The following is a 21,231-nucleotide window of genomic DNA, read 5'->3' on the forward strand; positions in this document are numbered from 1 at the left end:
ATGTTCAGCCTGCGTCTGGTGGTCGTCGCCCTGGCGCTGGTTGCCGTGTTCGCCAGTGACCGACTCCCCCTGATCGACCACCTGGACCACGCCACCTTCCTCACCCTACGCGATGTACCCGACCATGCCGGCGCGGAAACCGTACCGCTGCCCGGCCATGGCTTCCAGTCGTATCTCGCCAGCCAGGATCTGCATCAGCCGGACTGGAGCATCCACCTGATTCGTGGCCTCGCGGTCGGCGCGGTGCTATTACTGATTGTCGGCATGCCGGCCCTCGGCACCGGCCTGTCTACCCTTATCGTGGCGCTGACGCTGACCGGTCTGGTAGTCGCCCAGGCCGTCCTGCTGCTTTACCGCCAGACCTGGATCCCCATGGGTACGGTGCTGACCGTCCTGGTTCCGGGGTTTGTCATCATGCTGTTCTGGATGCAGCCCTTCCGCGAGATCCGCAGCCTGCGTCGCAACATCCGTCACGCCCGCTGCCAGTTGGGGCGTGTCCTGCTGCAACAGGGCCAGCCGGATGATGCCCTGGCGGCACTGGCGGACTGCCCGCCGTGCCAGGCCAGCCTCGACCTGCAATACGACATCGCCATCCAGCAGGAGCGCAAACGCCAATACGATGCGGCGGCCGACACCTATCGCCAGATCCTGGGCCAGCGCAAGGGCTTCAAGGATGTCGGCAAGCGACTGCAGGCGTTGGAAAAGTTCAGTGCCGCCGGCACCGGCCCACAGCCGGTCACCTACGATGCCACCAGCACGCTGGTACTGCCGGACACATCGGTCAGCAAGCCCACATTGGGGCGGTACGAAATCGAGCGTGAACTGGGCCGTGGCGCCATGGGCGTGGTTTACCTGGGCCAGGATCCGAAGATCGCCCGCCGGGTGGCCATCAAGACCTTCAGCTACGCGCAATTCGAAGGCACCGAACTCAACGAACTGAAGAGCCGCTTCTTCCGCGAAGCGGAAGCCGCCGGTCGGTTGAACCATCCGGCGATCGTGACGGTCTATGATGTAGGTGAGGAAGCGGACCTGGCTTTCATCGCCATGGACTACGCCGAAGGCCGCCCACTCAGCGCCTGGGGCAAGCCTGACCGGCTGCTCAAGCTGCCGGTGGTGCTGGAGGTGCTGGCACGGGTCGCGGAGGCGCTGGACTATGCACACGGCCAGAAAATCGTCCATCGTGACATCAAGCCGGGCAACATCATCTACGACGCCAGGAGCGGGGACGTGAAAATCACCGACTTCGGTATCGCCAAAATCGCCGACGACTCCCGCACGCGCACGGGCAACGTCATGGGCAGTCCGCTGTACATGTCACCGGAACAGCTCAAGGGGCAACGGGTCACCGGACGCTCCGACACCTACAGCCTCGGCGTGACCCTCTACAAGCTGGTCTCGGGTGCCACGCCGTTCAACGCGGACACCCTGGCCAACCTGACCTACCAGATCCTGAACAAGCGTCCTCGCAGCGTTCGGGAAGTCAACCCGGACCTGCCGGATGGCGTGGTCCGACTCATCAACAAAGCCATCCAGCGGGATCCGGCCAAGCGTTTCGCCAGCGCTGGCGCCATGGCGGACGCCCTGCGCCGGGCCGCTGCGCGCGAAGGCAGCAAGGAGGCTACCTAATGACGCTCATCGCCACCGGACTCACCGACATCGGCACCCGCCGGGTCAGCAACCAGGACGCCATTGCCTGGCACACCTGCCCGGACGGTACCCGTGCCCTGGGGATCGTGGCGGATGGCATGGGCGGCTACAAGGGGGGCGAAATCGCCAGCCAGGTGGCCGTCAACGTCATCACCCAGGCACTGGCGCCGCTGGTCAACCAGCCGCCCATGGACGATGACAGCCGGGTCGACGCCATCCGCAATGCCGTGCGCGACGCCAACGAGCAGATCCAGGCCCTGCGGGAAGAGGATCCGGTACTGGGCAATATGGGCACGACCGTCGTCCTGGCCTGGATACAGGGCAGCGACGCCCTGGTCGCACACATCGGGGATTCCCGCTGCTACCACCTGGACGGCACCCGGCTGACCCTGAAAACCCGGGACGACACCGTCGTCCAGAACATGATCGACGACGGCAGCATCGACGCTTCGGAAGCGCCCCGCATGCCGTTCCGCAACGTTCTGACCCAGGCGCTGGGTTCCAGCGAGACCGCAGAGCCCACCTTCTGCCGTCTTCAGATGGCGCCTGGCGACCGCCTGCTGCTCTGTTCCGACGGCCTGACCGAGGCCGTCCCCGAGGCGGACTGGCCCCACCTGATGCAACCACAGACCCCGTTGCGCCAGCAGGCCGACGCCCTGGTCCACATCAGTCTCGAAAACCAGGCGGCGGACAATGTGTCCGTCGTACTCATTCTCAAGGAGTCATGACATGGCAGCGCTTTCCCACCTTGTCGATAACCTCGTGGTCACGACGTTCGAGCTGGACGGGCCGCGCGTCCGCATTGGCCGCCACCCGGACAACACCATCCAGATCGACGAGATCTCCGTCAGCGCGCGCCATGCGTTTATCGACGTAGAGCCGAACGCCTACCTGGAAGGAACGACCGACTACTACATCACCGACAACGACAGCACCAACGGCACCTTCGTCAATGACATCCGCATCGATGGCCGCCAGCGCCTCAATCACAACGACGTGGTGCGTATCGGCTGGAACCTGTTCCGTTTTGTGGACGAGGAAGAGAACACCCTCGAAAAGACAGCCTTTATCCTCGAAGAATAAGCCAGGACCGGCTTGCCCCGGGCCACGGCCTGAGGCCGATCACCGGGCGGCTCCCTTCCGCAGGGCCAACGTTCCTGACCGCCGCGCCGATCCGCAACAGCGCCCGGATCTTTATTGACCTGCGTCGCCATCACGCCCCGGGCCTATGCGTATACTTCCAACATCCCTACACATTCCGCATGGACGATTCGGCCCTTGAATGCGTTGACCGAAACCTTCCTCAGCAACAACCACATCGTAATCAGCCTCGCCGTCGCCGTGTTGCTGGGCAGTCTGATCGGACTCGAGCGCGGCTGGGAGGCCCGGGAGAAGAAGGCCGGCGAGCGCATTGCCGGGATCCGTACCCACGCCCTGGTCGGCCTGCTTGGCGGCCTGGGAGCGCTGCTGTCGCAAACGGTGACGCCCTGGGTCTTCCCGGCCCTGCTGATCGGTGTGGTCGCCGTCAACATCGTGGCCTACCGGGCCCGCATGGCCGACGTACGCGACTACAGTATCACCGGCCTGGTCGGCGTACTGCTGACCTTCTGCCTCGGTGCCGTGGCCGTAGCCGTGGATCGGACCCTGGCGGTCGCGGCCGCCGTCGTGACGGCGCTGATCCTCGACAACAAGCAGGCCATCCACGGCATGGTGAACCGCCTGCAGGCCCATGAGCTGGACGCGGCGCTCAAACTCCTGCTGATTTCGGTGGTGATGCTGCCCCTACTGCCCAACCAGCCCATGGGACCGGGTGGCGTGCTGAACCCCTATGCGATCTGGTGGATGGTGGTGCTGATTGCCGCGATTTCCTTCATCGGCTATTTTGCCGTGCGCGTGGGGGGCACCGAAAAAGGCCTGCTGTTCACCAGCCTGTTTGCCGGACTGAGCTCATCCACCGCCCTGACCCTGCATTTCGCGCGGCAGTCCCGACGCGTGCAGGATATCGACCACCTGCTGGCCGCAGGCATCCTGATCGCCTGCGGCACCATGTTTCCGCGCATCCTGGTCTATTGCGCCGCGATCAATATCGACCTGTTCGATCGCCTGGTCATTCCCGTTGCCATCATGGCGCTCACGCTCTACCTGCCGGCCCTGGTGCTCTGGCGCCGCTATCGCACCCACCAGACCGTGCGCCAGCCGGTGCTCAACCAGAATCCGCTGGAACTGGGATCGGCCGTGTTCTTTGGGGGGCTGCTGACGGTGATCCTGTTGCTGGGCAAGTGGCTGCAGGAATGGCTGGGGGATGCCGGTGTGTACGTGCTGGCCGCGGCGTCGGGCATTGCGGATGTGGACGCCATTACCCTCTCCCTGACCCGACTGGCCCGGGACGCCATCGACCCCGGCACCGCGGTGATCGGCATTATCCTGGCCGCCTCGGTAAACAACCTGGTCAAGGCCGGCATGGCCCTGGGCATGGGTACGCGCCAACTTGGCCTGAGCGTGCTGGGTCCGATGCTGGTCTCGCTGGCCACCGGCCTGGCGGCCGGCTGGCTGGTCTGAAAGCCCCTCGCGCGATCAGTTGCCGTCCATACGGAAGCGGGCGATCCGCTCCTCCGTCAGGGGATGGGACGACATCAGGCCGTTGATGGTGGTTTGCCAGTCGGCGGCCTTGTCTTCGCTGCTGCCCTCCCCGCCTTCAAGCCGCTGCATGATGGCGATGAAGTGGCCGGGATCCACCCGCCGCTGCTGCATCAGATCCAGCGCGTACTGGTCGGCATCCCGCTCCATATCCCTGGAATAGGCCAGGTTGAGCAGCACCGCCGGTCCGGTCACCGTGGTGTCGGCGAAGGCCGTCAGGTCGCCGGTCATCATCACCAGCAACCAGGCGGTCAGTGACGAATGGACCACGCCCTGCATGCCGTGGTTGTGGGCCACATGCCCCAGTTCGTGGGACAGGACCGCCACCAGCTCCTGATCGTCCTCTGCCAGATGCACCATGGCGTCGGTAAAGACGATGGTGCCGTCCGGCAGGGCCATGGCGTTGGCGCCCACCTGATCGCTGTGCCGGAACACCACATGCACGTCCTGCCCCGGAATGGTCTCCAGGTAAGGTGCGAAGGTCGAACGCAGCTCGGCCTGCCGATCCGCAGACAACGTACTGGGCTGCATCACCGTGGAATCCAGCGTGTTCAGGGTGGTCTGGCTGAGGCTGTCCACAACCGACGCCGGCATCATGCCGGCCACCACTTTCGACGTCCAGGGCAATCCATAGAGGAAGCTGCCCAGGGTCATCAGGGCCGCCACGACCGCGGCGATCAGGATCAGCCCCAGGTGGTTTTCCAGCCGATGGACCCACCGTGACAGACGACCGGTCCGGAAGCGCCGGGTCAGCGCATCGACACCATCGTTGTCCCGGGTTTCGAACACGCCGTCGTCCAGCAAGTGGAGATAACGGGGCGTGTTGCCGACCCGCGGCGAAACCCGGATGGCGTGCCATTCCAACAGGTGGCGCTCGTCGTCCGCCTCCAGGATCAGTTGGCCCTCATCGTCCAGCCACAATCGGGACGGGCGCCGCCGAGAGGTGGCGCCACTGTAGAAATCCCCGGTCAGTTCCATGTCAGAAGGCGGCGACGCCGACGTCGAAGGCATCGCCCAGCTCCTGGCCCAGGGCGCTCGTACGGCGATTCTCCGCAGCCACGAAGCCATCCAGGTCACCGGCTATGGTCATCTCGGTGCAGGCCGCCCGATAACGGGCCATGCGCACCTTGGCCCACGGCGTGAACAGGCCCAGCGTCAAGACGACCAAGGCGCTGTTGGAGAGGTAGATCCACAGCATCTGCTTGGGCGAGAGGTGCGAATGCAGGCTGTGATCGCGCAACGTGAGGTTATTGACGAAAATATTGGTCAATCCCGCCATGAAGTAGCCGAACACCGAGAGATAGCCGGCCATGAACACCAGGACAGCCAGCTTCGGACTGATCAGGGTGAAGGCAATGATCCCGCCAACCGCAAAGCCAATGGCCATCAGCAGGCCTTTTCCGAAGAAGGCATAGTACTCGCTGTTGGTGCTGTCGAAACGAAAGCGGGTCGTGCCGTACCGGAAGCCATTCCCCATAAAGCGATGCGTCTTGAGGACGCTGAATGGCGTAAGCAAGAACAGGGCCAGCAGGTTCAGGAAGGGCCAGGCGACCATCACCATCAGGGCGTCGGCATAACTGGCTTCAAAATCGAAACGCACGTTGCGGTAGGCGCTGTTGATGGCCCGGAAGCGCAACGACCGGATCACGATCCAGGGGATGGCGAACATAAAGCCAATACCCAGGATAATCGCCGCTCCCGGCACCAGGTTGACCACCAGGGCGTACAGGATGAAGGCAAAGAAGGCGGTCAGCCGACCCTTGAGAATCGTGACCGGGTCGGCCAGGTACTGGAAGCTGGCACCTTCCAGTTGGGTATTGGCATAGAAATACTGGTTGTTGCGCACCGTTGCCCAGGCGGAATAGATGCCGAAGGTGACGATGGTCAGCAGGATATTGACGATCCAGATGCCGAAGTACTCGCCGCCGCGGCCGGTGAACCGGAATTCGGCATCCCGGAAATCCTCCGGGTCGATGGTCTTGCGGACCGGACGCTGGATCGGCGTTGACCCGACCGGCCTGGCCTCGAAACGGGCCGGCCCCGTCGATGCCGGTTCGCCCTGCCCCTCACCCGCCGCCACGGCTGCGGCCGGCGCGGCGCTGTTCACAGCCATGCCCTCTTCGCCGTCCACCGGCTCCACCGCCAACTCACTGAGTGAGGTGGCGTATTGGGGTTTGTCCGGCTCCGGCGCGCCGGCGGATTCGCCAGGAAATGCGGGCGGCACCATGTCCATTGGCTGGATCGCCACGGCCGCACCGGCTTTCAGCAGGCGATCACGATAGCGATTGGCCTGATCGAGCGACAGGTCTTTCTTGAGGTTGCGGGATGTGCCGTCGAACAGGCGGGAAGCCCGTTCGGAGGATACGTTGAATAATGCCTGGACGTTGGCCTTCACCGCCTCGGCGGAAAACCCGTCCACGATGCCACCATCGAACTGGATACGATAACGCTCGGTGCTCATACTTCACCCACCCTACTTCTGGTCCCTGAAAAACGCGCCTGAGCGCGCCGGATGATCCGCTTCCCTGCAGGCACAGCGGCTGCCTCCCAAAACATTACCAGAGTTTCATGGTTACATCCGGTTTTCCGTCGACTGAACTGTGAAATTTATTAAAATCTTTGACCATTTTGCGAGCCTTCTCACGCGAACGTCGGTAATCAAGCGTAGCGCTTTCCCGGAAAGCGGTGTATCTTCGCGCGCTCCCAGGAATATCGAATGACAGGATGTTAATAATGAACCAAGCCGTAAAAACGCAGTTTGACGCCCTCTCCAAGTCGCTGGCCCGACACCTCAAACGCTACTTCGCCGCCATTGCCGGCACCGTGATCGCCCTGATGCTGGGGTTCTCATCGTTCTTCACCACCGAACTGGGCTACACCTACGTCGTCCAGGACACACTGTTCGGGACGATCCGCGTTTTCACCGAGCCCGGCGTCCACCTGAAGGTACCGTTCTTCTCGAACGTCTACACTTACAACCAGGCCATGACGCTCAACTTCGGCAATCAGGAAAGCGGCGAGGTCATCCGCGCGACCCGCCAGCTCAATGAAGTCGAAGTCCAGTTTGCGGACACCTACACCGCCAGCATCCCGGCCACCTTCCGCTTCAAGCTGTCGGCGGATCCGGAGCGCATCGTCGCCATGCATCGGGAATTCCGCAGCTACGACAACCTGATCGACTCCCTGCTGATCAAGAACGCCAAGAACGTCACGGTGGTCACGGCAACGCAGTACACCGGTGAGGAGTTCTTCCAGGGCGGCCTCAACAAGTTCAAGGTCCAGTTGGAAGATCAGCTCCAGAACGGCCTTTACCAGACCGAGCGGCGCCAGGTCGAAGTGGAACAGACGGATCTGGCGGCGGTGTCGTCAACCAACGACGACGGCGACAAGCTCGAGCACAAGGTACAACTGGTCTGGAAGAATATCATCCTGCAGGACGCCGCCGGCCAGGCCCGGCGGCTTGCCAATCCGCTGGAATCCTATGGCATCCAGGTCCGTCAGGTCACCATTGGCCGCCCGATTCCGGAACATCGCCTGGACGAGTTGCTGGTAAAGAAGAAAGACCTGGTGGCCAAGCGCATTACCGCCATCCAGGCCCAGGAAACAGCCCGGGCGGAAGCCAAGACGGCCCAGTTGGAGAAGGAAATCGAGAAGGCCCGTGCCATCCAGGATGCCCAGCGTGCCAAGGAGCTGGCGGTCATCTCCAAACAGAAAGAGGTGGAGATGGAGCGCCAGCAGGCCGAGCTGGAGCGGGTTCGCAAGGAAAAGGAACAGGCCGTGGCCCTGCTCGAGAAACAGACCCAGCTTGAGGTCGCCACCGCCGAGCGCGATATCCAGAAAGCCAATGCCGAAGCGGCCACCTATGCCGCCAAAGCCATCCGGGAGAAAGGTCTGGCGGAAGCCGAAGTGGCCAAGGCCAACCTGATGGCCAAACAGTCCGCCCGCGATATCTACATGGCCGAGATCCAGCGTGACATCGCCCGGGTCATGTATCCGGCCCTGAAAGAAACCCAGATCCAGATGCCGGCCTACTATGTGGGCGACGGCAGCGCAACGCCGGTCAACAGCCTGGATGTCTTCACCAGCCTGGGCGCCATGGACCACCTGAAGCAGTCCCTGCAAACCGCCGAGCGCACCCGATAACCTCCCTCCGACCCGCAGCGACCGCTGCGGGTCCAGTCCACCCCCTGTTGCCGAATCGTCACATCCCGAACCTTGATCTCACCGTACATTGTCCCAAGGCTTATAGATGAGTGTTTTCGGACGGCAGGGCGCAGCCTGTCCTGCCTTCATATTTCGACATGACAGGAGGCGTCATGAAGACCCGGACATTTGGCAATACCGACATCGAAGTCACCCCGGTTGGCCTGGGCACCTGGGCCATCGGCGGCTGGATGTGGGGCGGCACGGATGAAGCCGAATCCATCGACACCATCCATGCGGCCATCGACAAGGGCATCAAACTGGTCGATACCGCCCCGGTTTATGGTTTCGGCCGCTCCGAGGAGATCGTCGGCAAGGCGCTGGCCGGTGGCCGCCGTGACAAGGTGGCGCTGGCCACCAAGGTCGCCCTGAACTGGTCCGACGACCATGACAAGGTCTGGCGCGAAGCCTCCGCCCAACGGATCGAGAAGGAAATCGAGGATTCGCTGCGACGCCTGCAAACCGATCACATCGACATCTACCAGGTCCATTGGCCCGACCCGCTCACCCCGATGGAGGAAACCGCCCGCGCCCTGGAGAAGCTGCTCAGGGATGGCAAGATCCGCGCCATTGGCGTCAGTAACTTTTCCCCCGAGCAAATGGACCAGTTCCGCGAATTCGCTCCCCTGCACAGCGATCAGCCGCCCTACAACCTGTTTGAGCGGGGCATCGAATCCGACATCCTGCCCTACTGCCGCGACAAGGGCATTGCCACCATCACTTACGGCGGTCTCTGCCGGGGCCTGCTCAGCGGCAAGATGAATCCGCAGACCGAGTTCGAAGGCGATGACCTGCGCAAGAACGATCCCAAGTTCCAGGGTGACCGCTTCCAGCAATACCTCAACGCGGTGAAGGCGCTGGACGAGTATGCCCGTGACCACTTCGGCAAGGACGTGCTGGCCCTGGCCCTGCGCTGGCTGATCGACCAGCCCGGCGTCACCACCGCACTCTGGGGCGCCAGACGGCCGGAACAGCTGGAACCGGTCAGCAATGTGGAAGGCTGGTCGCTCTCGGACGAGGACATGAAAGCGATCGACGGCATCCTCGCAGAACACATCACCGATCCCGTCGGTCCGGAATTCATGGCCCCGCCCAGCCGGGAAAGCTGATCCCTTACCGTCCTGTCACACCCGCTCCCCATCTCCGGGAGCGGGTTATAATGCGGCTAAGTTATCTCATTCCTACCGGTAGGGATTCACGATTCGAGCCCGAGCCAAGCGCCTGCTTCTGTTCAGTGTGGAGTTTGCCATACCGCTTCTTGCGGTGGGCGTCCTGTCGTGGCTGATCGGCGGTTATCAGGTGCTGGTCCCGGCGCCGCCGACCAACCCGGACAATATCTGCGATATCTTCAGTGAACACCCGGACTGGTATGACGAAGCCGCGGCCTCCCAGGCCCGCTGGGGCACGCCGATTGCGACCCAGATCGCCTTTGTCCGCCAGGAGTCGGCCTTCCAGAGCCACATCCAGCCGCCGCGCACCCGGCTTTTCGGCGTCATTCCCTGGTCACGCCCCACCTCCGCCTTCGGCTATGCGCAGGCACTCGATCCGGCCTGGAGCGAGTACATGGAGGACGCCGGCAGCGTGTTCGCCGAGCGCTCCCAGATGAAACACGCCCTGGATTTCATCGGCTGGTACAACGCCCGGACGCACCGCCAGCTGGGACTGTCACTCGATAACACCCGGGATCTGTATCTTGCCTACCACGAGGGCCCAACCGGATTTGCCCGGCAAAGCTACAAGTCGCGGCCGTGGGTTCAGCGCGTGGCTGACCGGGTAACCGCCCATGCCACCACCTACGCCGCGCAGTTGGAGCAGTGCGAAGCCGAGCTGCGCTGCCGGCATTTCTACCAGTTCTGGCCGTTCTGTGAATGAGGAAAGAGAGGCGTCGCTGACGGGGTCCATCCCGTCTTGCAAGTCGGCGCAGGGTGCGATCAGGAATCAGTGCGGTCTGGCGTACACGGACGTCCAGTAGTTACTGTAGTCGTTGGCGGCCGAGGTGCTGTCGACCCGGACGGCGGCAAACTCCTCGAAACGGGGGTCCATGATGTTGCGGCAATGCCCCGGACTGTCCAGCCACCCGGCGGTCACGGAAGCCGGCGTATCGAACCCGGCCGCAATGTTCTCGCCCACGATGGACCACTGGTAGCCGGTCGCCGTTACCCGATTGCCCACGGTCAGGCCATCCGATCCGGTATGGCTGAAGAAGTTATGGGTTTCCATATCCTCGCTGTGCACCCGGGCGGCCCCTTCAAGTGTGCAGTTGTAGGTCACCGGCGTGGTGGCTTCGTAATGATCGTCACCGCACATGCGGGCTTCAGAACGGGCAATGTTGATCAGCTCAATCAGGTCGGCCTGGTATTGATCCACTTTGCAGTCGGCAGACATTTGCACCTGGGTCGATGCAACGGTTGCCTTACTGCTGCCGGTTTCCGTGGTGTCCGAAACGGCACGGTCCTGGTCCCCACTGCCGGAACCTCCTCCCCCGCACCCGGCCAACGACCCCGAGGTCAAAAGAAAGACCGTAATACAATGTGAAATTTTCATAGCCGACACCTATATGACGAAGATGCTCACTATACCGCCCCACAGTGTGAATACACGTGTGAAAGTCCCCCAAATTACAACATGTTACAAATCATTGCCGGCCAGTTAAACGGCGATTCAAAACAACGGGCTGTTTACCTTTTGAGCAATTGACAGCCGTCATCGACCCGTCTGCGATATGGCGCAAAGGGAGCCCCTGAACAGCTCCAAAAAAGGCACTGGATGAAAACCACCCAGTGCCTTCTCCGAGGGACGAGTCAGGGTCGTCCTGCCCCCGATCACACTCGTCCGTCTTCCCTGTCCTTTTCTGACGCCGCATCGGACTGTCAGAACATATAGTTCAGCCCTACCCGGGCTGTATCGAATGACGGTCCATCGTTGGTGACCTGGCCATTGAAGTCGTCCTCGTCGATGTCCACGTTGTATCGGTCGTACTCCGCGTAGGCGGTGAGGCTGTCGGTGACACGGAAATCCACACCGGCACCAACCAGCGGGCTCACCTCATCGTAGGTTTCGCTCTCATCGAAAGCGTCGACATCATAGGAATAGACAAAAGCGCCCGCCTTGCCATAGACACCAAAGCTCTCGGTTACGGGGAGCCGGCCCTTGGCGGAGAGCGCCAGGCCCTTGAGGTCGCTGTTGACGTCATCGTCTTCACCGAATTCGCCAAAATCCAGGTAGTCGCCTTCCAGTGCGAAATACCGGTTGAACTGATACCCGACGGTGCCGGCGAACAGGTCGTTCTCGTCCTTGAATTCACCACCGTGGGATTTGAAGCCGCCGTAACTACCCCCGATGTACAAGCCTGAGCTGTCACGCTTGTCCTGGGCCATGGCAGCCGGTGCCGCAAACACTGCAGCGGAAAGTAGCGTGACCGTTGCTAGATTCATCCTGGTATTCATAACGATAGAGTCCCCGTAGGTTCTTCCGTTGAATAAGCCCGAATTTCATGTCCGGGCATCACCACCTCAAACCCTAACGAAACCTCGCGCGGCTGCGGGTTAAAGTGGGAATACGGTTTATTAATCAAGTATTTAAATTACCCAAATTTAATAGGAGAAATACCGCGACAACACAGATCATGAGCGCCCGTCAAAAACAGACAATTACGACTAGAATGAAAAATAAAACGAGGAGAACCCTATGCTCCGCCTTTTCGTTGGCCTTGAGTTACCTGACGACATCCGGCAGGCGTTGACCGCACTCAGGAGTGAACTGAAGGGCGCGCGCTGGCAGACTGCCGAACAGATCCACCTGACGCTGAGTTTTATCGGGAACGTCGACGACGATTGTCTGCCGTTGGTCTACGATGCCCTTTACGGACTGCGGCTTGAGCCGTTCAAGCTCACCGTGTCCGGAGTGGGTCTTTTCGGCTCCCCCCAATACCCGAAGAATCTCTGGGCTGGCGTAATCGAGAGAGAGCCGTTGATCGCCCTGCATGAAGGGATCCATGAACGGCTGAGTGGTTTCAACGTGGCCAGCCAGGAACGCGGTTTTCACCCGCATGTTACCCTGGCCCGTTTCCGCGGTCGCCGTACCCGCCAATATGCGGCCCGCCAGGACAAACGCGAGCCCGCCCAGAGCCTGAATCGCTTCCTCGAGCATTATGGCCACCTGGCGCTTCCACCTTTCGGCGTCCACCACGTCAGTCTGTTCAGCAGCACCCAGCGCCCGGAGGGTTCCCACTACCAGGTGATCGGCCGATTTCCCGCCGACTGAGAGACCCTTACGGCAGGCGCAGCAGGCGTACCAGGTTATCCCGCAAGGCCTCCGCCACCTCCCTACCCGCCAGGCCCTCGGCAATGCGGATCCGCTTGCCGGCTGCATTCATTTCCAGGTGAAAGTACTCGGTCATGCGGTGCCCCTTGTTGGCGGAGCCCGCTGACGTCAGCACCAGTTGCCCGGCCCGTGTCAGAGTACCCTGCCGGCGCCACAGTGCCATGCCGCACCATGCGCGGACAGACCGGACCTGCTGCTGGCGAATGCGAACGTCCAGCGAGCGCCCTAGCATGAACAGTCCTCCCAACACCATCGGAAAACCAAACAGCCCGAAGAAGGCAGCCATCATATAGAGCATGAAGCCTTCGGACGCTGCGGCGATGCCCAGCCCAACGGCGGCACCGGCAAAGAACAGCCCGCCAATCAGGACCGCCAGTGTGAAACCCAGGTTGCGGCCGGCGCGACTGTGGATCCGCCAGCCGTCCATCCAGGGTTCCACGTCGATCTGCTCGGCAGCCGCGGAGGTTGCGGCCACCTGGGCCTTGCGTTCAGTACGCTCGACATGCTCGCGGGGCAGCGTCACCGCGGAAGATCGGGTACCGGGTTCCACCGGCAGTTCGTAGGTACGCTCCAGGGCCACCGGCTCCCGCGGCCCATCCAGGACCAGCCGCCAGAGCACCTGTTCCCGCCCGCTGTCGTCCGACGGCGGCAGTTCTGCTGGCGGCGTGAAACGGAAGGCCACCACCGCGCCCGGGCCCTCGGTATGCACATAGGGCACCTGACGGTCCTGCCAGATAATGCGTTCACTGCGACTGCTGTTCTTGCCGGAACGGATGCTGACCCGGACGCATTGCAGGGTCACCTGCCAAGGTGCGTCGATCTCCGGGCGGGACAGCCGGATCTGTCCACCGACGTCACCGCCCACCTGCCCCGGCGCCGGATCCGGCCGCAGGGGCATCGGACCGTAGTAGCGCCAGTTGCGCCGGCTGACCCAGGCCAGTCTGGCCAGCCAGAGTCCGGCAAGCGGAAACAGCAGCACCAGCAGGACCAGCCAGTTGCCATCGGCGAACTCGTCCGGAACCGCCAGCACGCCCGGCAGGCTGATGGCGAGGAACATAAAGGCCATGAACCCGAAAACCCAGTGACCGTAGCGCTGGGAGGAGAAGATTTCCGTCGGGTCCGCGGCCAGGCGGCGTCGACGGCGACCCAGCAGCAGGACCGCGACGCCGGCCACCGCGAAGACCACCCCGAACAGGCCGCCGAACAGCAGCTTCTTCCAGCGCAGTTCGCGCACCAGATAGCTTTCGGCGGGATCGTCGGGATTCACCCAGATGGCCACCGGCCCCTGGGCGCTGATACGCCGCATGCGGCTGACCAGTTGGCGCTGATAGTCACCGATATTGTCGCTGCCGATATCGTAGCCCACCCGGTGGCCGGTATAGGTGTGCCCGCCGATTCGATAGGTGTAGGTGGCGTCGACCGACCAGGTGGTGCTGTCATCCCCACGATGGCTGTGCAGCTCGATCTGGTTCAGCGTCGCCTGGACCCGTACCCAGCCGGCACTGCCGACATGCTCGTAGAGCGTCGCCAGCGGACTGAAGACCAGCACACCCAGGCCGGCCACGAGGAAGACCAGACCAAAGAGGTTGACGCCCCAGCGCGCTTTATTGGCGCTCCTTTCATGCCTTGCGGTCGATCCGCCCTGACTCACATCCATTCTGCTCACGCTCCATGATGATGCCCAGACGGAGTCTAGCGTGATGCCACAAGCGATACTGTTGAAAAATGTATGTGCAGAAATGAACGAAACGGTTCCGTCCGTGGTCCGGACGAACGCCGGACCGGATACCCGACTCACCCACTCATCGGCGCGATCCGGAACTCCAGCACCGACTCGTTCTCTTCCAGCGTTGTGGCCAGACGGGACGCACTGGACTCATCAATCGAGCTCAGCACCATCTTGTGCCGACGAACCCGTTTCTCGGCGTAAACACGGTAGCTCAGGTTGGCGATGGAGAACCCGTGGCTTTCAATAAGATCCCGCATGACGACATCATTCAGCTCGGACGCCGGGGAAAACTGCACATCGAAGTGATAGAACGCCTGGGTCGGCACCCGCGATTCGACCCAGCGGAACAGGGAGAGCACCGTCACCGCCAGCAGCAGTGACAGCACCAACGGGTAATAGAAGCCGACACCGGCCAGGATACCGATGGCCGACGTGATCCAGATGGAGGCTGCCGTGGTCAGCCCCCGCACGGACAGTCCTTCCTTGACGATCACGCCGGCCCCGAGAAAACCGATACCGGTCATGATGCCCTGCGCCATACGAGTGGGATCGATCCGGATGCCATCCATCGTTTCCGGCACCCAGTGGGCCTCGTAAACGGTCACCAGCATCAACAGGCAGGAGGCCAGACTGACCAGCGTGTGCGTGCGGAAACCGGCGGGCCGGCCGTGATACGACCGCTCATAGCCAATCACCGCGCCGGCGACCAGCGCCGCCAGCAGGCGAAGCGCGATTTCATGATAATCGCTGCTCAAATGGATGCCTCCGTTGCTGCCACGCCTGTCTGTTTAGCTTAGCAGAGCCCCGCTGGATCAGGTTGATCCACTGGCCAGCGGCCTGCCGTCGGACGTAGGCTGATCCCATATCCACTTTTATCCCGTCGAAAAGGAGAATGCCATGTACCTCTCGGTCCAGATCAGCCACTACCCGCTACAGGACGACTACAAATCCAGCATCAGGGAGGTTATCCAGCGCCTCAGGAACAGTGGCCTGGAGGTGCATCCGAACCGCATGAGCACCCAGGTGTTCGGTGACTTCGACCAAGTCATGAAGGTCCTGGCCGAGACCATGAAGTGGTCCTTCGAGACCCACGGCAAAGCGGTGTTTACGGCCAACTTCCTGGAAGGTGACCGGCGGCCGAAGGGCTGATGCCGGTCCTGATACCGCAGTACGGAGCCGCAGACAGGTCCAAGCCGGGCGCTGGTCCCGACGCGGCCCCTCCGTGCACCGCACTGGACAGGGTCAACGTTCGGGGTTTCGATCATTTCGCCCGCCAGAATGACGGTGCTTCCGGTGCATGAACAGATGCATCAACGGGCAGGCGGCAATCACGAGCCAGGGCAGCACCCCGATAATATGGGCTTTATGCTCATCCCAGAGCAGAAACAGGACCACCGCCAGCATCAACAGCAGCGGGATCCAGAAACGGAAAAGCGCCAGTCTGTGGGTATTCATGGCTATATCCTCGCTCGCCGCAGCCGCAGCGCGTTACCGACTACCGACACCGAACTGAACGACATGGCGGCTGCCGCGATCATGGGAGACAGAAGCACCCCAAAGACCGGATAGAGAATACCCGCCGCGACCGGTACGCCAATGCCGTTATAGATAAAGGCGAAGAACAGGTTCTGCTTGATGTTGTTCATGGTCATCCGGCTCAGGTGCCGGGCACGCACGATCCCCAGCAGGTCGCCCTTGACCAGGGTGATACCGGCACTCTCCATGGCCACGTCGGCGCCGGTGCCCATGGCAATCCCCACCTGGGCCTGGGCCAGCGCGGGGGCGTCGTTGATGCCGTCACCCGCCATCGCAACAAAGCGCCCTTCCGCCTGCAGCGACTTGACCTTCTCCGCCTTCTGCTCCGGCAGGACCTCCGCCATGACGTCGTCGATCCCGAGTTTGCCCGCGACGGCCTTCGCGGTCGTGGCGCTGTCCCCGGTCAACATGACGATGCGAATACCTTCCCTGTGCAAGCTCTTGATGGCCTCCGGAGTGGTCTCCTTGATGGGATCCGCCACCGCCACCAGACCGGCCGGGCGCCCGCCGACGGCGACAAACATCGCGGTCTTGCCCTCGGCACGCAGGGATTCCGCCCGCTCGGCCAGGTCGTCGCTCACGATCCCCAATTGCTCCATCAAGGCCCGATTGCCCAGCGCCACGTCCTGCCCGTTAACCTGCCCCTTCACCCCCTTGCCGGTGATGGACTCGAACCCGCTGTACGTGGTGAGTGTGACGCCGCGCGACTCGGCCCCATCCACGATGGCTTCGGCCAGGGGGTGTTCACTGCCACGCTCCAGCGTCGCCGCCGCCTGGAGAATGTCGTCCTCGTTAAAGCCCTCCAGCGCCACCACGTCCTGCAGGCGCGGGCGGCCCTCGGTGAGTGTGCCGGTCTTGTCGACAATCAGGGTGTCCACATCGCGCAGGGTCTGGATCGATTCAGCGTTCTTGAACAGGACGCCGACCGATGCCCCCTTGCCACTGGCCACCATGATCGACATCGGGGTGGCCAGTCCCAGGGCACAGGGGCAGGCGATGATCAGGACAGCCACCGCGTTGATCAGCGCGTACGCCATGGCGGGTTCCGGTCCCCAGACGCCCCAGACGATAAACGTCACCACGGCGGCCAGGACGACGGACGGCACGAAATAGGCCGCCACCACGTCGACGAGATTCTGGATCGGCGCACGGCTGCGACTGGCTTCGGCCACCATCTGCACGATCTGCGACAGCAGCGTCTCCTGCCCCACGCGTTTGGCCTCGATCACCAGCGAACCGGTCCCGTTGATGGTGGCTCCGATCACATCACTGCCGGCGGATTTCTCCACCGGAACCGGCTCGCCCGAAATCATGGACTCATCCACCGACGAACTGCCTTCCAGTACCGTACCGTCCACCGGCACTTTCTCGCCCGGTCGGACCCGTAGATGGTCGCCGACCTGCACCTGGTCCAGGGGCACGTCGGCCTCGTCGCCGTTGTCGTCAATGCGCCGGGCAGTCTTGGGCGCCAGCCCCAACAGGGCCTTGATCGCCGCGTTGGTGGAACTGCGTGCCCGCAATTCCATGACCTGGCCCAGCAGCACCAGCGCGACGATTACGGCGGCCGCCTCGTAATAGACGGCGACCTGCCCATTGGCGTCGCGGAACGAGGGCGGGAAGATGCCCGGCAGCAGCGTAGCGACCAGGCTGTAGAGATAGGCAACGCCGACCCCCAGCCCGATCAGCGTGAACATGTTCGGATTCCAGCCCTTCAGGGACCGCCAGGCCCGCACGAAGAACGGCCAGCCACACCACAGCACGACCGGTGTGGACAGCGCCATCTCCAGCCAGACCCGCACCCCGTGGGGAATCAGCGCATCCATATCAAAGCCGGGAATCAGGTGCCCCATGGCCAGCACCATGACGATGGGGGCCAGCACGACCGATACCTTGAAGCGCCGGGTCATGTCCTCCAGTTCAGGGTTTGCCTCGTCTTCGGCGGACACCTGCTTGGGTTCCAGGGCCATGCCGCAGATCGGACACTCTCCCGGTTCGTCGCGCACGATCTCCGGGTGCATGGGGCACGTCCACTCGGCGCGGGTCTGGGGCGCCGCCGGTGACGTGGGCTCCAGGGCCATGCCGCATTTCGGACAATCGCCCGGCTCCTCGGACACTACTTCAGGGTGCATCGGACAGGTATAGGTGGCCCCTTTGGCCGCCCCGTTCTCCGGGTGGTGATGTTCGGCCCCGTGGGCACCGTGATCATGGCCGGCGTGCTGATGGGATGTGTGCATCGATCATTCCTTGAACCAAGTGGACCGCATTACCATTGACGGTCGGACGTCAAAGGTCATCCATACGCTCCGTCTGCCGCGCCAGGCGCATCGCTTCATGCTCTTCCATCTCCAGCAGGGAGCCGACGAGTTCCTGGGTTTCGGGAATTTCGGCGCGCCCCATCAACTCGTTGTACAACGCCATCACCTGATCATGATAGTCGAACACCAGACGGCAGACCGCCGCATAATCAAGCTCGGCAAACGGCTTGTTGCAGTCGTCGTGCGCCTTGATCGGCTGGTGCTTGAGGAAGTCATACACATAGGTCTTAAGCGCCCGGGCCGGAGCCTGTTTCTCGAACTCCGCCACCGTCGCTTCCAGCTTCGCTTCATGGTCAGCGAGGTAATCCATCAGGTAGCGGACGCGCTCTTCCTGCTGCGAGTCACGACAATGCCTGAGACAGGCCGCCAGGTGACCATGGAGTTGGCGGGTCCAGTCGATCAGGTCTCCAAACGTCCGAATATCCATGACTTACTCCTTGGGACCGTTGTCCGGTTGAGAGGGCCATCGCGCAAAGGCCAGGAAATACAGCAGGCCGATGTTCAGCAGCGGGACCAGCACCAAAAGGCTCAGCCAGCCGGAAAAGCCCGCCCGCTGGCAGATGCGCCAGACGGGAAATACCAGCAGGGCCGCAAACACCAGCATGCCGATACCGTGCCCGAAGCCGAAGTAGCCATTCATGTGCTGAAAACCGAAATCGTCATTCATGGTCTGGATCCCTATTGGTGAGACCGGTGATGGACAGATGGAACGTGGCGCGGTCGCTCCGGCTTTCCATGGCGGTTTCCCGTTACATCGACAACCCCACGATTCGTCGCTCAGGGATCACCGGCATCTCAATCGATCTGAACAGGACACACTGAACATAAACTGAATAAATCAGAAGAAACGGCAGGAAGTGTTGATATTTATCAACTCTGGATGAGAATGGTCCCTACCGTGAAAGGACCGGATCGGCGCAGGCACGCAACGGCCTCCAGCGTCCGGATGTTGCAGGCCTAAAAAAGCCGGACGATTGTTCCGCCCGGCGTTTCAACGTTGGCTAAGGCTGACCTACGGCCGAAGTCCGGCCGGGTATCCTTCAGTGGGTATGACCGTCCGCGTAGTGATCGTCGCTGCTCTGGGCGGCCGGTTCTTCCGTGTCCTGGTGATGGTCGGGTTCGACGTCGTGGTGATCGGACTCGTGCAGGTGATGATCCGCCATCCCGTCGTGATGGGACGATTCGGCGACGACGGTGTTGTTGTCATGATGCCCCGGTTCGCCGTGATAAGAAGACTCATGACCCATCATGCCGGTCATGTTGCCGTGCTCATGATCGTGCCCGTCGTCAGCGCCGGTCGCCGACTCATGAACCAGGCGCTGGTACTGCGCCTGGTTCATGCCCGGAAGTTCCTGAACAAAAGCGGTCAGCTCCCACAGGTCTTTGTCATCGTGGGTATTCCCCCAGGCCGGCATGCCCGTCATTTTGATACCGTTCTTGATAACCCAGAACTGCTCCTCGGGCCCGAAATGCCCCTCCTCAAGGAGTGACGGCGGTGTCGGGTTAAGCCCCTGCCTCAGGAGCGAGGTCTGCTTGCCAGGCTTCAGGTGGCAGGCGGCGCAGAGCTGGTCGTAGGCTTTTGCGCCTTGGCGAATCATCTCCTCGCTGGCGAAATTCCCAGGCACGCTGATGTCCTCCGCCCGCGCCTGTACCGAGTTCTCCATCGTGGTGTGCAGAGCCCACCTGCTGAGATCGCTGTGCTCTTCAGTCGCCGTCACGTTGTAGACGCCGCTGTAAATAAAGGCGAAGCCACTGAGTGACAACGCCACCAGCACCACGAGGGCGCCGTAAAAAATTCGCATAAATCCTCCATTCATTTTTCTGGAGTGGTTTTATGTGCCGGGAGCCATCACGTTCACATGCGGCGGCCGGTCAGAAGACCAGCCGTGTACCGATGACGACAAACCAAGTGTCCGCAGGACTGTCCCCCGCCAGATCCCCGGTATCACCGTACAGGCGCTCGTTCACAACACCGATATAGGGCGAAAAGAGGCGATCGACCACGTTGTAGCTCAGACGCGCGCCGAGCTCAGTGCTGTTCAGTCCCGCGCCCACACCAATCTCGCGATCTTCACTGAAAGCCACCGTGGCGTCCAGACTGAGCGTCAGGATGAGATTACGATTGAGTAACAACTCGTATTCCGTATCGAACCCGGTCGATGCATCCCCCAGATCACTCACATAAACATCGGCATCCACCTCAAACCAGTATGGTGCGGGGCACGGTCTGGGGCTGGCCATCGTGCGGGATCTGATCGGCCGCTACAGCGGCGGCATCCGGTTCGGGAACGGTGCCCGGGGCGGGTTGGTTGTGACCGTCCTACTGCGAACTCCGGGCATGACGCCCAACGACGCCTCAGATATCACTGCCGTGCCCCCACATTAACACTGCGGTCCCTCAGTATCGCCTACAAAGCGGTACCCCACGCCCGGCTCGGTTTCGATATAACGCTGCTCCGTGGGATCGGAGCCCAGCTTCTGCCTCAAACGCCCGACGACAATGCGCAGGTAGTGAGTATCGTGGGTGTGCGTGGGTCCCCAGATCGCCTTGAGCAACTGGACCTGGGTGACGGCATAGATCAGGATGACTTCGTTCATAGACGCCGCTCCAGATCAATGAACAGGAAACAGAGGGCAAACAGCCCAACGATGATGCCAATTCCAACAAAAGCCATAATCAGAACCTCTCCGGCCAAAGCAGGGCCGCGACCAGATAGGCCCCGACAGCCAGTGACAAGACAAGCAGGAAGATGGACATGGACGTCGCTCCTTCGATGAGTGGTCTACTCATCATGCGAAGGAGTGGCGTAAAAATTCGATGGGAGAAAACGTGTGCGGCGT

21 protein-coding genes and 2 pseudogenes are annotated in these 21,231 nt (G+C 62.0%); 9 read left to right on the top strand and 14 right to left on the bottom strand.

From position 1 onward, the window contains the following. From EZI54_RS01235 to EZI54_RS01250, 4 genes are all read left to right on the top strand, one after another. Positions 1 to 1,626, top strand: a complete 1,626-nt coding sequence (locus EZI54_RS01235; protein WP_131478207.1) for a serine/threonine-protein kinase — start codon at positions 1 to 3, stop codon at positions 1,624 to 1,626. Then, entirely contained in the window at positions 1,626 to 2,375 is a 750-nt protein-coding gene (locus EZI54_RS01240) for a PP2C family protein-serine/threonine phosphatase (protein WP_131478209.1), read from the top strand. The genes EZI54_RS01235 and EZI54_RS01240 overlap by 1 nt, the downstream gene beginning before the upstream one ends. A gap of 1 nt (position 2,376) precedes the next feature. Further along, on the top strand, positions 2,377 to 2,730 hold the full coding sequence (locus EZI54_RS01245) for an FHA domain-containing protein (protein WP_131478211.1): 354 nt from the start codon (positions 2,377 to 2,379) through the stop codon (positions 2,728 to 2,730). A gap of 195 nt (positions 2,731 to 2,925) precedes the next feature. After that, positions 2,926 to 4,206, top strand: coding sequence for an MgtC/SapB family protein (locus tag EZI54_RS01250; protein ID WP_131478213.1), 1,281 nt, complete (start codon positions 2,926 to 2,928; stop codon positions 4,204 to 4,206). Positions 4,207 to 4,221: 15 nt separating this feature from the next. Here the strand turns inward: EZI54_RS01250 and EZI54_RS01255 are convergent, their stop codons facing one another. Then, positions 4,222 to 5,295, bottom strand: a complete 1,074-nt coding sequence (locus tag EZI54_RS01255) for a M48 family metallopeptidase (protein WP_131478215.1) — start codon at positions 5,293 to 5,295, stop codon at positions 4,222 to 4,224. Then, positions 5,264 to 6,745, bottom strand: coding sequence for a YjgN family protein (locus EZI54_RS01260; RefSeq protein WP_131478217.1), 1,482 nt, complete (start codon positions 6,743 to 6,745; stop codon positions 5,264 to 5,266). Before EZI54_RS01260 ends, EZI54_RS01255 begins: the two co-directional genes overlap by 32 nt. Positions 6,746 to 7,017: 272 nt before the next feature. On the opposite strand from EZI54_RS01260, the gene EZI54_RS01265 reads away from it, so the two are divergent. From EZI54_RS01265 to EZI54_RS01275, 3 genes are all read left to right on the top strand, one after another. After that, positions 7,018 to 8,427 (top strand): SPFH domain-containing protein, encoded by a 1,410-nt coding sequence (locus EZI54_RS01265; RefSeq protein ID WP_131478219.1) that lies wholly within the window; start codon positions 7,018 to 7,020, stop codon positions 8,425 to 8,427. Positions 8,428 to 8,600: 173 nt separating this feature from the next. Next, positions 8,601 to 9,596, top strand: a complete 996-nt coding sequence (locus tag EZI54_RS01270; protein ID WP_131478221.1) for an aldo/keto reductase — start codon at positions 8,601 to 8,603, stop codon at positions 9,594 to 9,596. Positions 9,597 to 9,723: 127 nt separating this feature from the next. Then, positions 9,724 to 10,359, top strand: coding sequence for a transglycosylase SLT domain-containing protein (locus EZI54_RS01275; protein WP_242674305.1), 636 nt, complete (start codon positions 9,724 to 9,726; stop codon positions 10,357 to 10,359). Positions 10,360 to 10,425: 66 nt separating this feature from the next. On the opposite strand, the gene EZI54_RS01280 is transcribed toward EZI54_RS01275, so the two are convergent. Together EZI54_RS01280 and EZI54_RS01285 are read right to left on the bottom strand one after the other, a co-directional pair. Next, on the bottom strand, positions 10,426 to 10,872 hold the full coding sequence (locus tag EZI54_RS01280; RefSeq protein ID WP_242674306.1) for a CAP domain-containing protein: 447 nt from the start codon (positions 10,870 to 10,872) through the stop codon (positions 10,426 to 10,428). Between the two features lie 485 nt (positions 10,873 to 11,357). Further along, complete coding sequence (locus EZI54_RS01285) at positions 11,358 to 11,921, bottom strand: outer membrane beta-barrel protein (RefSeq protein WP_341352836.1); 564 nt, start codon at positions 11,919 to 11,921, stop codon at positions 11,358 to 11,360. Positions 11,922 to 12,174: 253 nt separating this feature from the next. On the opposite strand from EZI54_RS01285, the gene thpR reads away from it, so the two are divergent. Further along, positions 12,175 to 12,750, top strand: a complete 576-nt coding sequence (thpR, locus tag EZI54_RS01290; protein WP_131478225.1) for an RNA 2',3'-cyclic phosphodiesterase — start codon at positions 12,175 to 12,177, stop codon at positions 12,748 to 12,750. Positions 12,751 to 12,757: 7 nt separating this feature from the next. Here the strand turns inward: thpR and EZI54_RS01295 are convergent, their stop codons facing one another. Both EZI54_RS01295 and EZI54_RS01300 read right to left on the bottom strand, forming a co-directional pair. Continuing rightward, entirely contained in the window at positions 12,758 to 14,467 is a 1,710-nt protein-coding gene (locus EZI54_RS01295; protein WP_131478227.1) for a DUF3592 domain-containing protein, read from the bottom strand. 137 nt (positions 14,468 to 14,604) lie between these two features. Then, positions 14,605 to 15,294 (bottom strand): MgtC/SapB family protein, encoded by a 690-nt coding sequence (locus tag EZI54_RS01300; protein WP_131478229.1) that lies wholly within the window; start codon positions 15,292 to 15,294, stop codon positions 14,605 to 14,607. Positions 15,295 to 15,436: 142 nt separating this feature from the next. Between EZI54_RS01300 and EZI54_RS01305 the strand changes: the two genes are divergently transcribed. Next, a complete protein-coding gene (locus EZI54_RS01305) occupies positions 15,437 to 15,688 on the top strand; it encodes a YkoF family thiamine/hydroxymethylpyrimidine-binding protein (RefSeq protein ID WP_131478231.1) in 252 nt (83 codons plus the stop codon). Between the two features lie 93 nt (positions 15,689 to 15,781). On the opposite strand, the gene EZI54_RS01310 is transcribed toward EZI54_RS01305, so the two are convergent. The 8 genes and pseudogenes from EZI54_RS01310 to kdpF form a co-directional block, all read right to left on the bottom strand. Next, a complete protein-coding gene (locus tag EZI54_RS01310; RefSeq protein WP_131478233.1) occupies positions 15,782 to 15,994 on the bottom strand; it encodes a DUF2933 domain-containing protein in 213 nt (70 codons plus the stop codon). A 2-nt stretch (positions 15,995 to 15,996) separates the two neighbouring features. Then, positions 15,997 to 18,309, bottom strand: coding sequence for a copper-transporting P-type ATPase (locus EZI54_RS01315; protein ID WP_207389111.1), 2,313 nt, complete (start codon positions 18,307 to 18,309; stop codon positions 15,997 to 15,999). Positions 18,310 to 18,358: 49 nt separating this feature from the next. Beyond that, entirely contained in the window at positions 18,359 to 18,817 is a 459-nt protein-coding gene (locus EZI54_RS01320) for an ATPase (RefSeq protein WP_131478235.1), read from the bottom strand. 3 nt (positions 18,818 to 18,820) lie between these two features. Beyond that, the gene (locus tag EZI54_RS01325; RefSeq protein WP_242674307.1) at positions 18,821 to 19,057 is read right to left on the bottom strand and encodes a hypothetical protein; all 237 of its coding nucleotides are present in this window, start codon (positions 19,055 to 19,057) and stop codon (positions 18,821 to 18,823) included. A 373-nt stretch (positions 19,058 to 19,430) separates the two neighbouring features. Continuing rightward, the gene (locus EZI54_RS01330) at positions 19,431 to 20,192 is read right to left on the bottom strand and encodes a c-type cytochrome (RefSeq protein WP_165495647.1); all 762 of its coding nucleotides are present in this window, start codon (positions 20,190 to 20,192) and stop codon (positions 19,431 to 19,433) included. 70 nt (positions 20,193 to 20,262) lie between these two features. Beyond that, positions 20,263 to 20,607 (bottom strand): annotated as a pseudogene (locus EZI54_RS01335) (copper resistance protein B); the annotation flags it as partial. A gap of 165 nt (positions 20,608 to 20,772) precedes the next feature. After that, a pseudogene (locus EZI54_RS01340) lies at positions 20,773 to 20,961 on the bottom strand (winged helix-turn-helix domain-containing protein); the annotation flags it as partial. Positions 20,962 to 21,067: 106 nt separating this feature from the next. Beyond that, a complete protein-coding gene (gene kdpF / locus EZI54_RS25400; RefSeq protein ID WP_131478243.1) occupies positions 21,068 to 21,184 on the bottom strand; it encodes a K(+)-transporting ATPase subunit F in 117 nt (38 codons plus the stop codon). Between the last annotated feature and the right edge of the window lie 47 nt (positions 21,185 to 21,231).

Source organism: Marinobacter halodurans (genome assembly GCF_004327985.1).
Taxonomy (GTDB): domain Bacteria; phylum Pseudomonadota; class Gammaproteobacteria; order Pseudomonadales; family Oleiphilaceae; genus Marinobacter_A; species Marinobacter_A halodurans.

Coding starts and splice junctions, on each gene's coding strand:
- EZI54_RS01235 (WP_131478207.1), top strand. CDS start 1: ATGTTCAGCCTGCGTCTGGTGGTCGTCGCCCTGGCGCTGGTTGCCGTG.
- EZI54_RS01240 (WP_131478209.1), top strand. CDS start 1,626: ATGACGCTCATCGCCACCGGACTCACCGACATCGGCACCCGCCGGGTC.
- EZI54_RS01245 (WP_131478211.1), top strand. CDS start 2,377: ATGGCAGCGCTTTCCCACCTTGTCGATAACCTCGTGGTCACGACGTTC.
- EZI54_RS01255 (WP_131478215.1), bottom strand. CDS start 5,295: ATGCCTTCGACGTCGGCGTCGCCGCCTTCTGACATGGAACTGACCGGG.
- EZI54_RS01260 (WP_131478217.1), bottom strand. CDS start 6,745: ATGAGCACCGAGCGTTATCGTATCCAGTTCGATGGTGGCATCGTGGAC.
- EZI54_RS01265 (WP_131478219.1), top strand. CDS start 7,018: ATGAACCAAGCCGTAAAAACGCAGTTTGACGCCCTCTCCAAGTCGCTG.
- EZI54_RS01270 (WP_131478221.1), top strand. CDS start 8,601: ATGAAGACCCGGACATTTGGCAATACCGACATCGAAGTCACCCCGGTT.
- EZI54_RS01280 (WP_242674306.1), bottom strand. CDS start 10,872: ATGTCTGCCGACTGCAAAGTGGATCAATACCAGGCCGACCTGATTGAG.
- EZI54_RS01285 (WP_341352836.1), bottom strand. CDS start 11,921: ATGAATCTAGCAACGGTCACGCTACTTTCCGCTGCAGTGTTTGCGGCA.
- thpR (WP_131478225.1), top strand. CDS start 12,175: ATGCTCCGCCTTTTCGTTGGCCTTGAGTTACCTGACGACATCCGGCAG.
- EZI54_RS01295 (WP_131478227.1), bottom strand. CDS start 14,467: ATGGATGTGAGTCAGGGCGGATCGACCGCAAGGCATGAAAGGAGCGCC.
- EZI54_RS01305 (WP_131478231.1), top strand. CDS start 15,437: ATGTACCTCTCGGTCCAGATCAGCCACTACCCGCTACAGGACGACTAC.
- EZI54_RS01310 (WP_131478233.1), bottom strand. CDS start 15,994: ATGAATACCCACAGACTGGCGCTTTTCCGTTTCTGGATCCCGCTGCTG.
- EZI54_RS01315 (WP_207389111.1), bottom strand. CDS start 18,309: ATGCACACATCCCATCAGCACGCCGGCCATGATCACGGTGCCCACGGG.
- EZI54_RS01320 (WP_131478235.1), bottom strand. CDS start 18,817: ATGGATATTCGGACGTTTGGAGACCTGATCGACTGGACCCGCCAACTC.
- EZI54_RS01325 (WP_242674307.1), bottom strand. CDS start 19,057: ATGAATGACGATTTCGGTTTTCAGCACATGAATGGCTACTTCGGCTTC.
- EZI54_RS01330 (WP_165495647.1), bottom strand. CDS start 20,192: ATGCGAATTTTTTACGGCGCCCTCGTGGTGCTGGTGGCGTTGTCACTC.
- kdpF (WP_131478243.1), bottom strand. CDS start 21,184: ATGATGAGTAGACCACTCATCGAAGGAGCGACGTCCATGTCCATCTTC.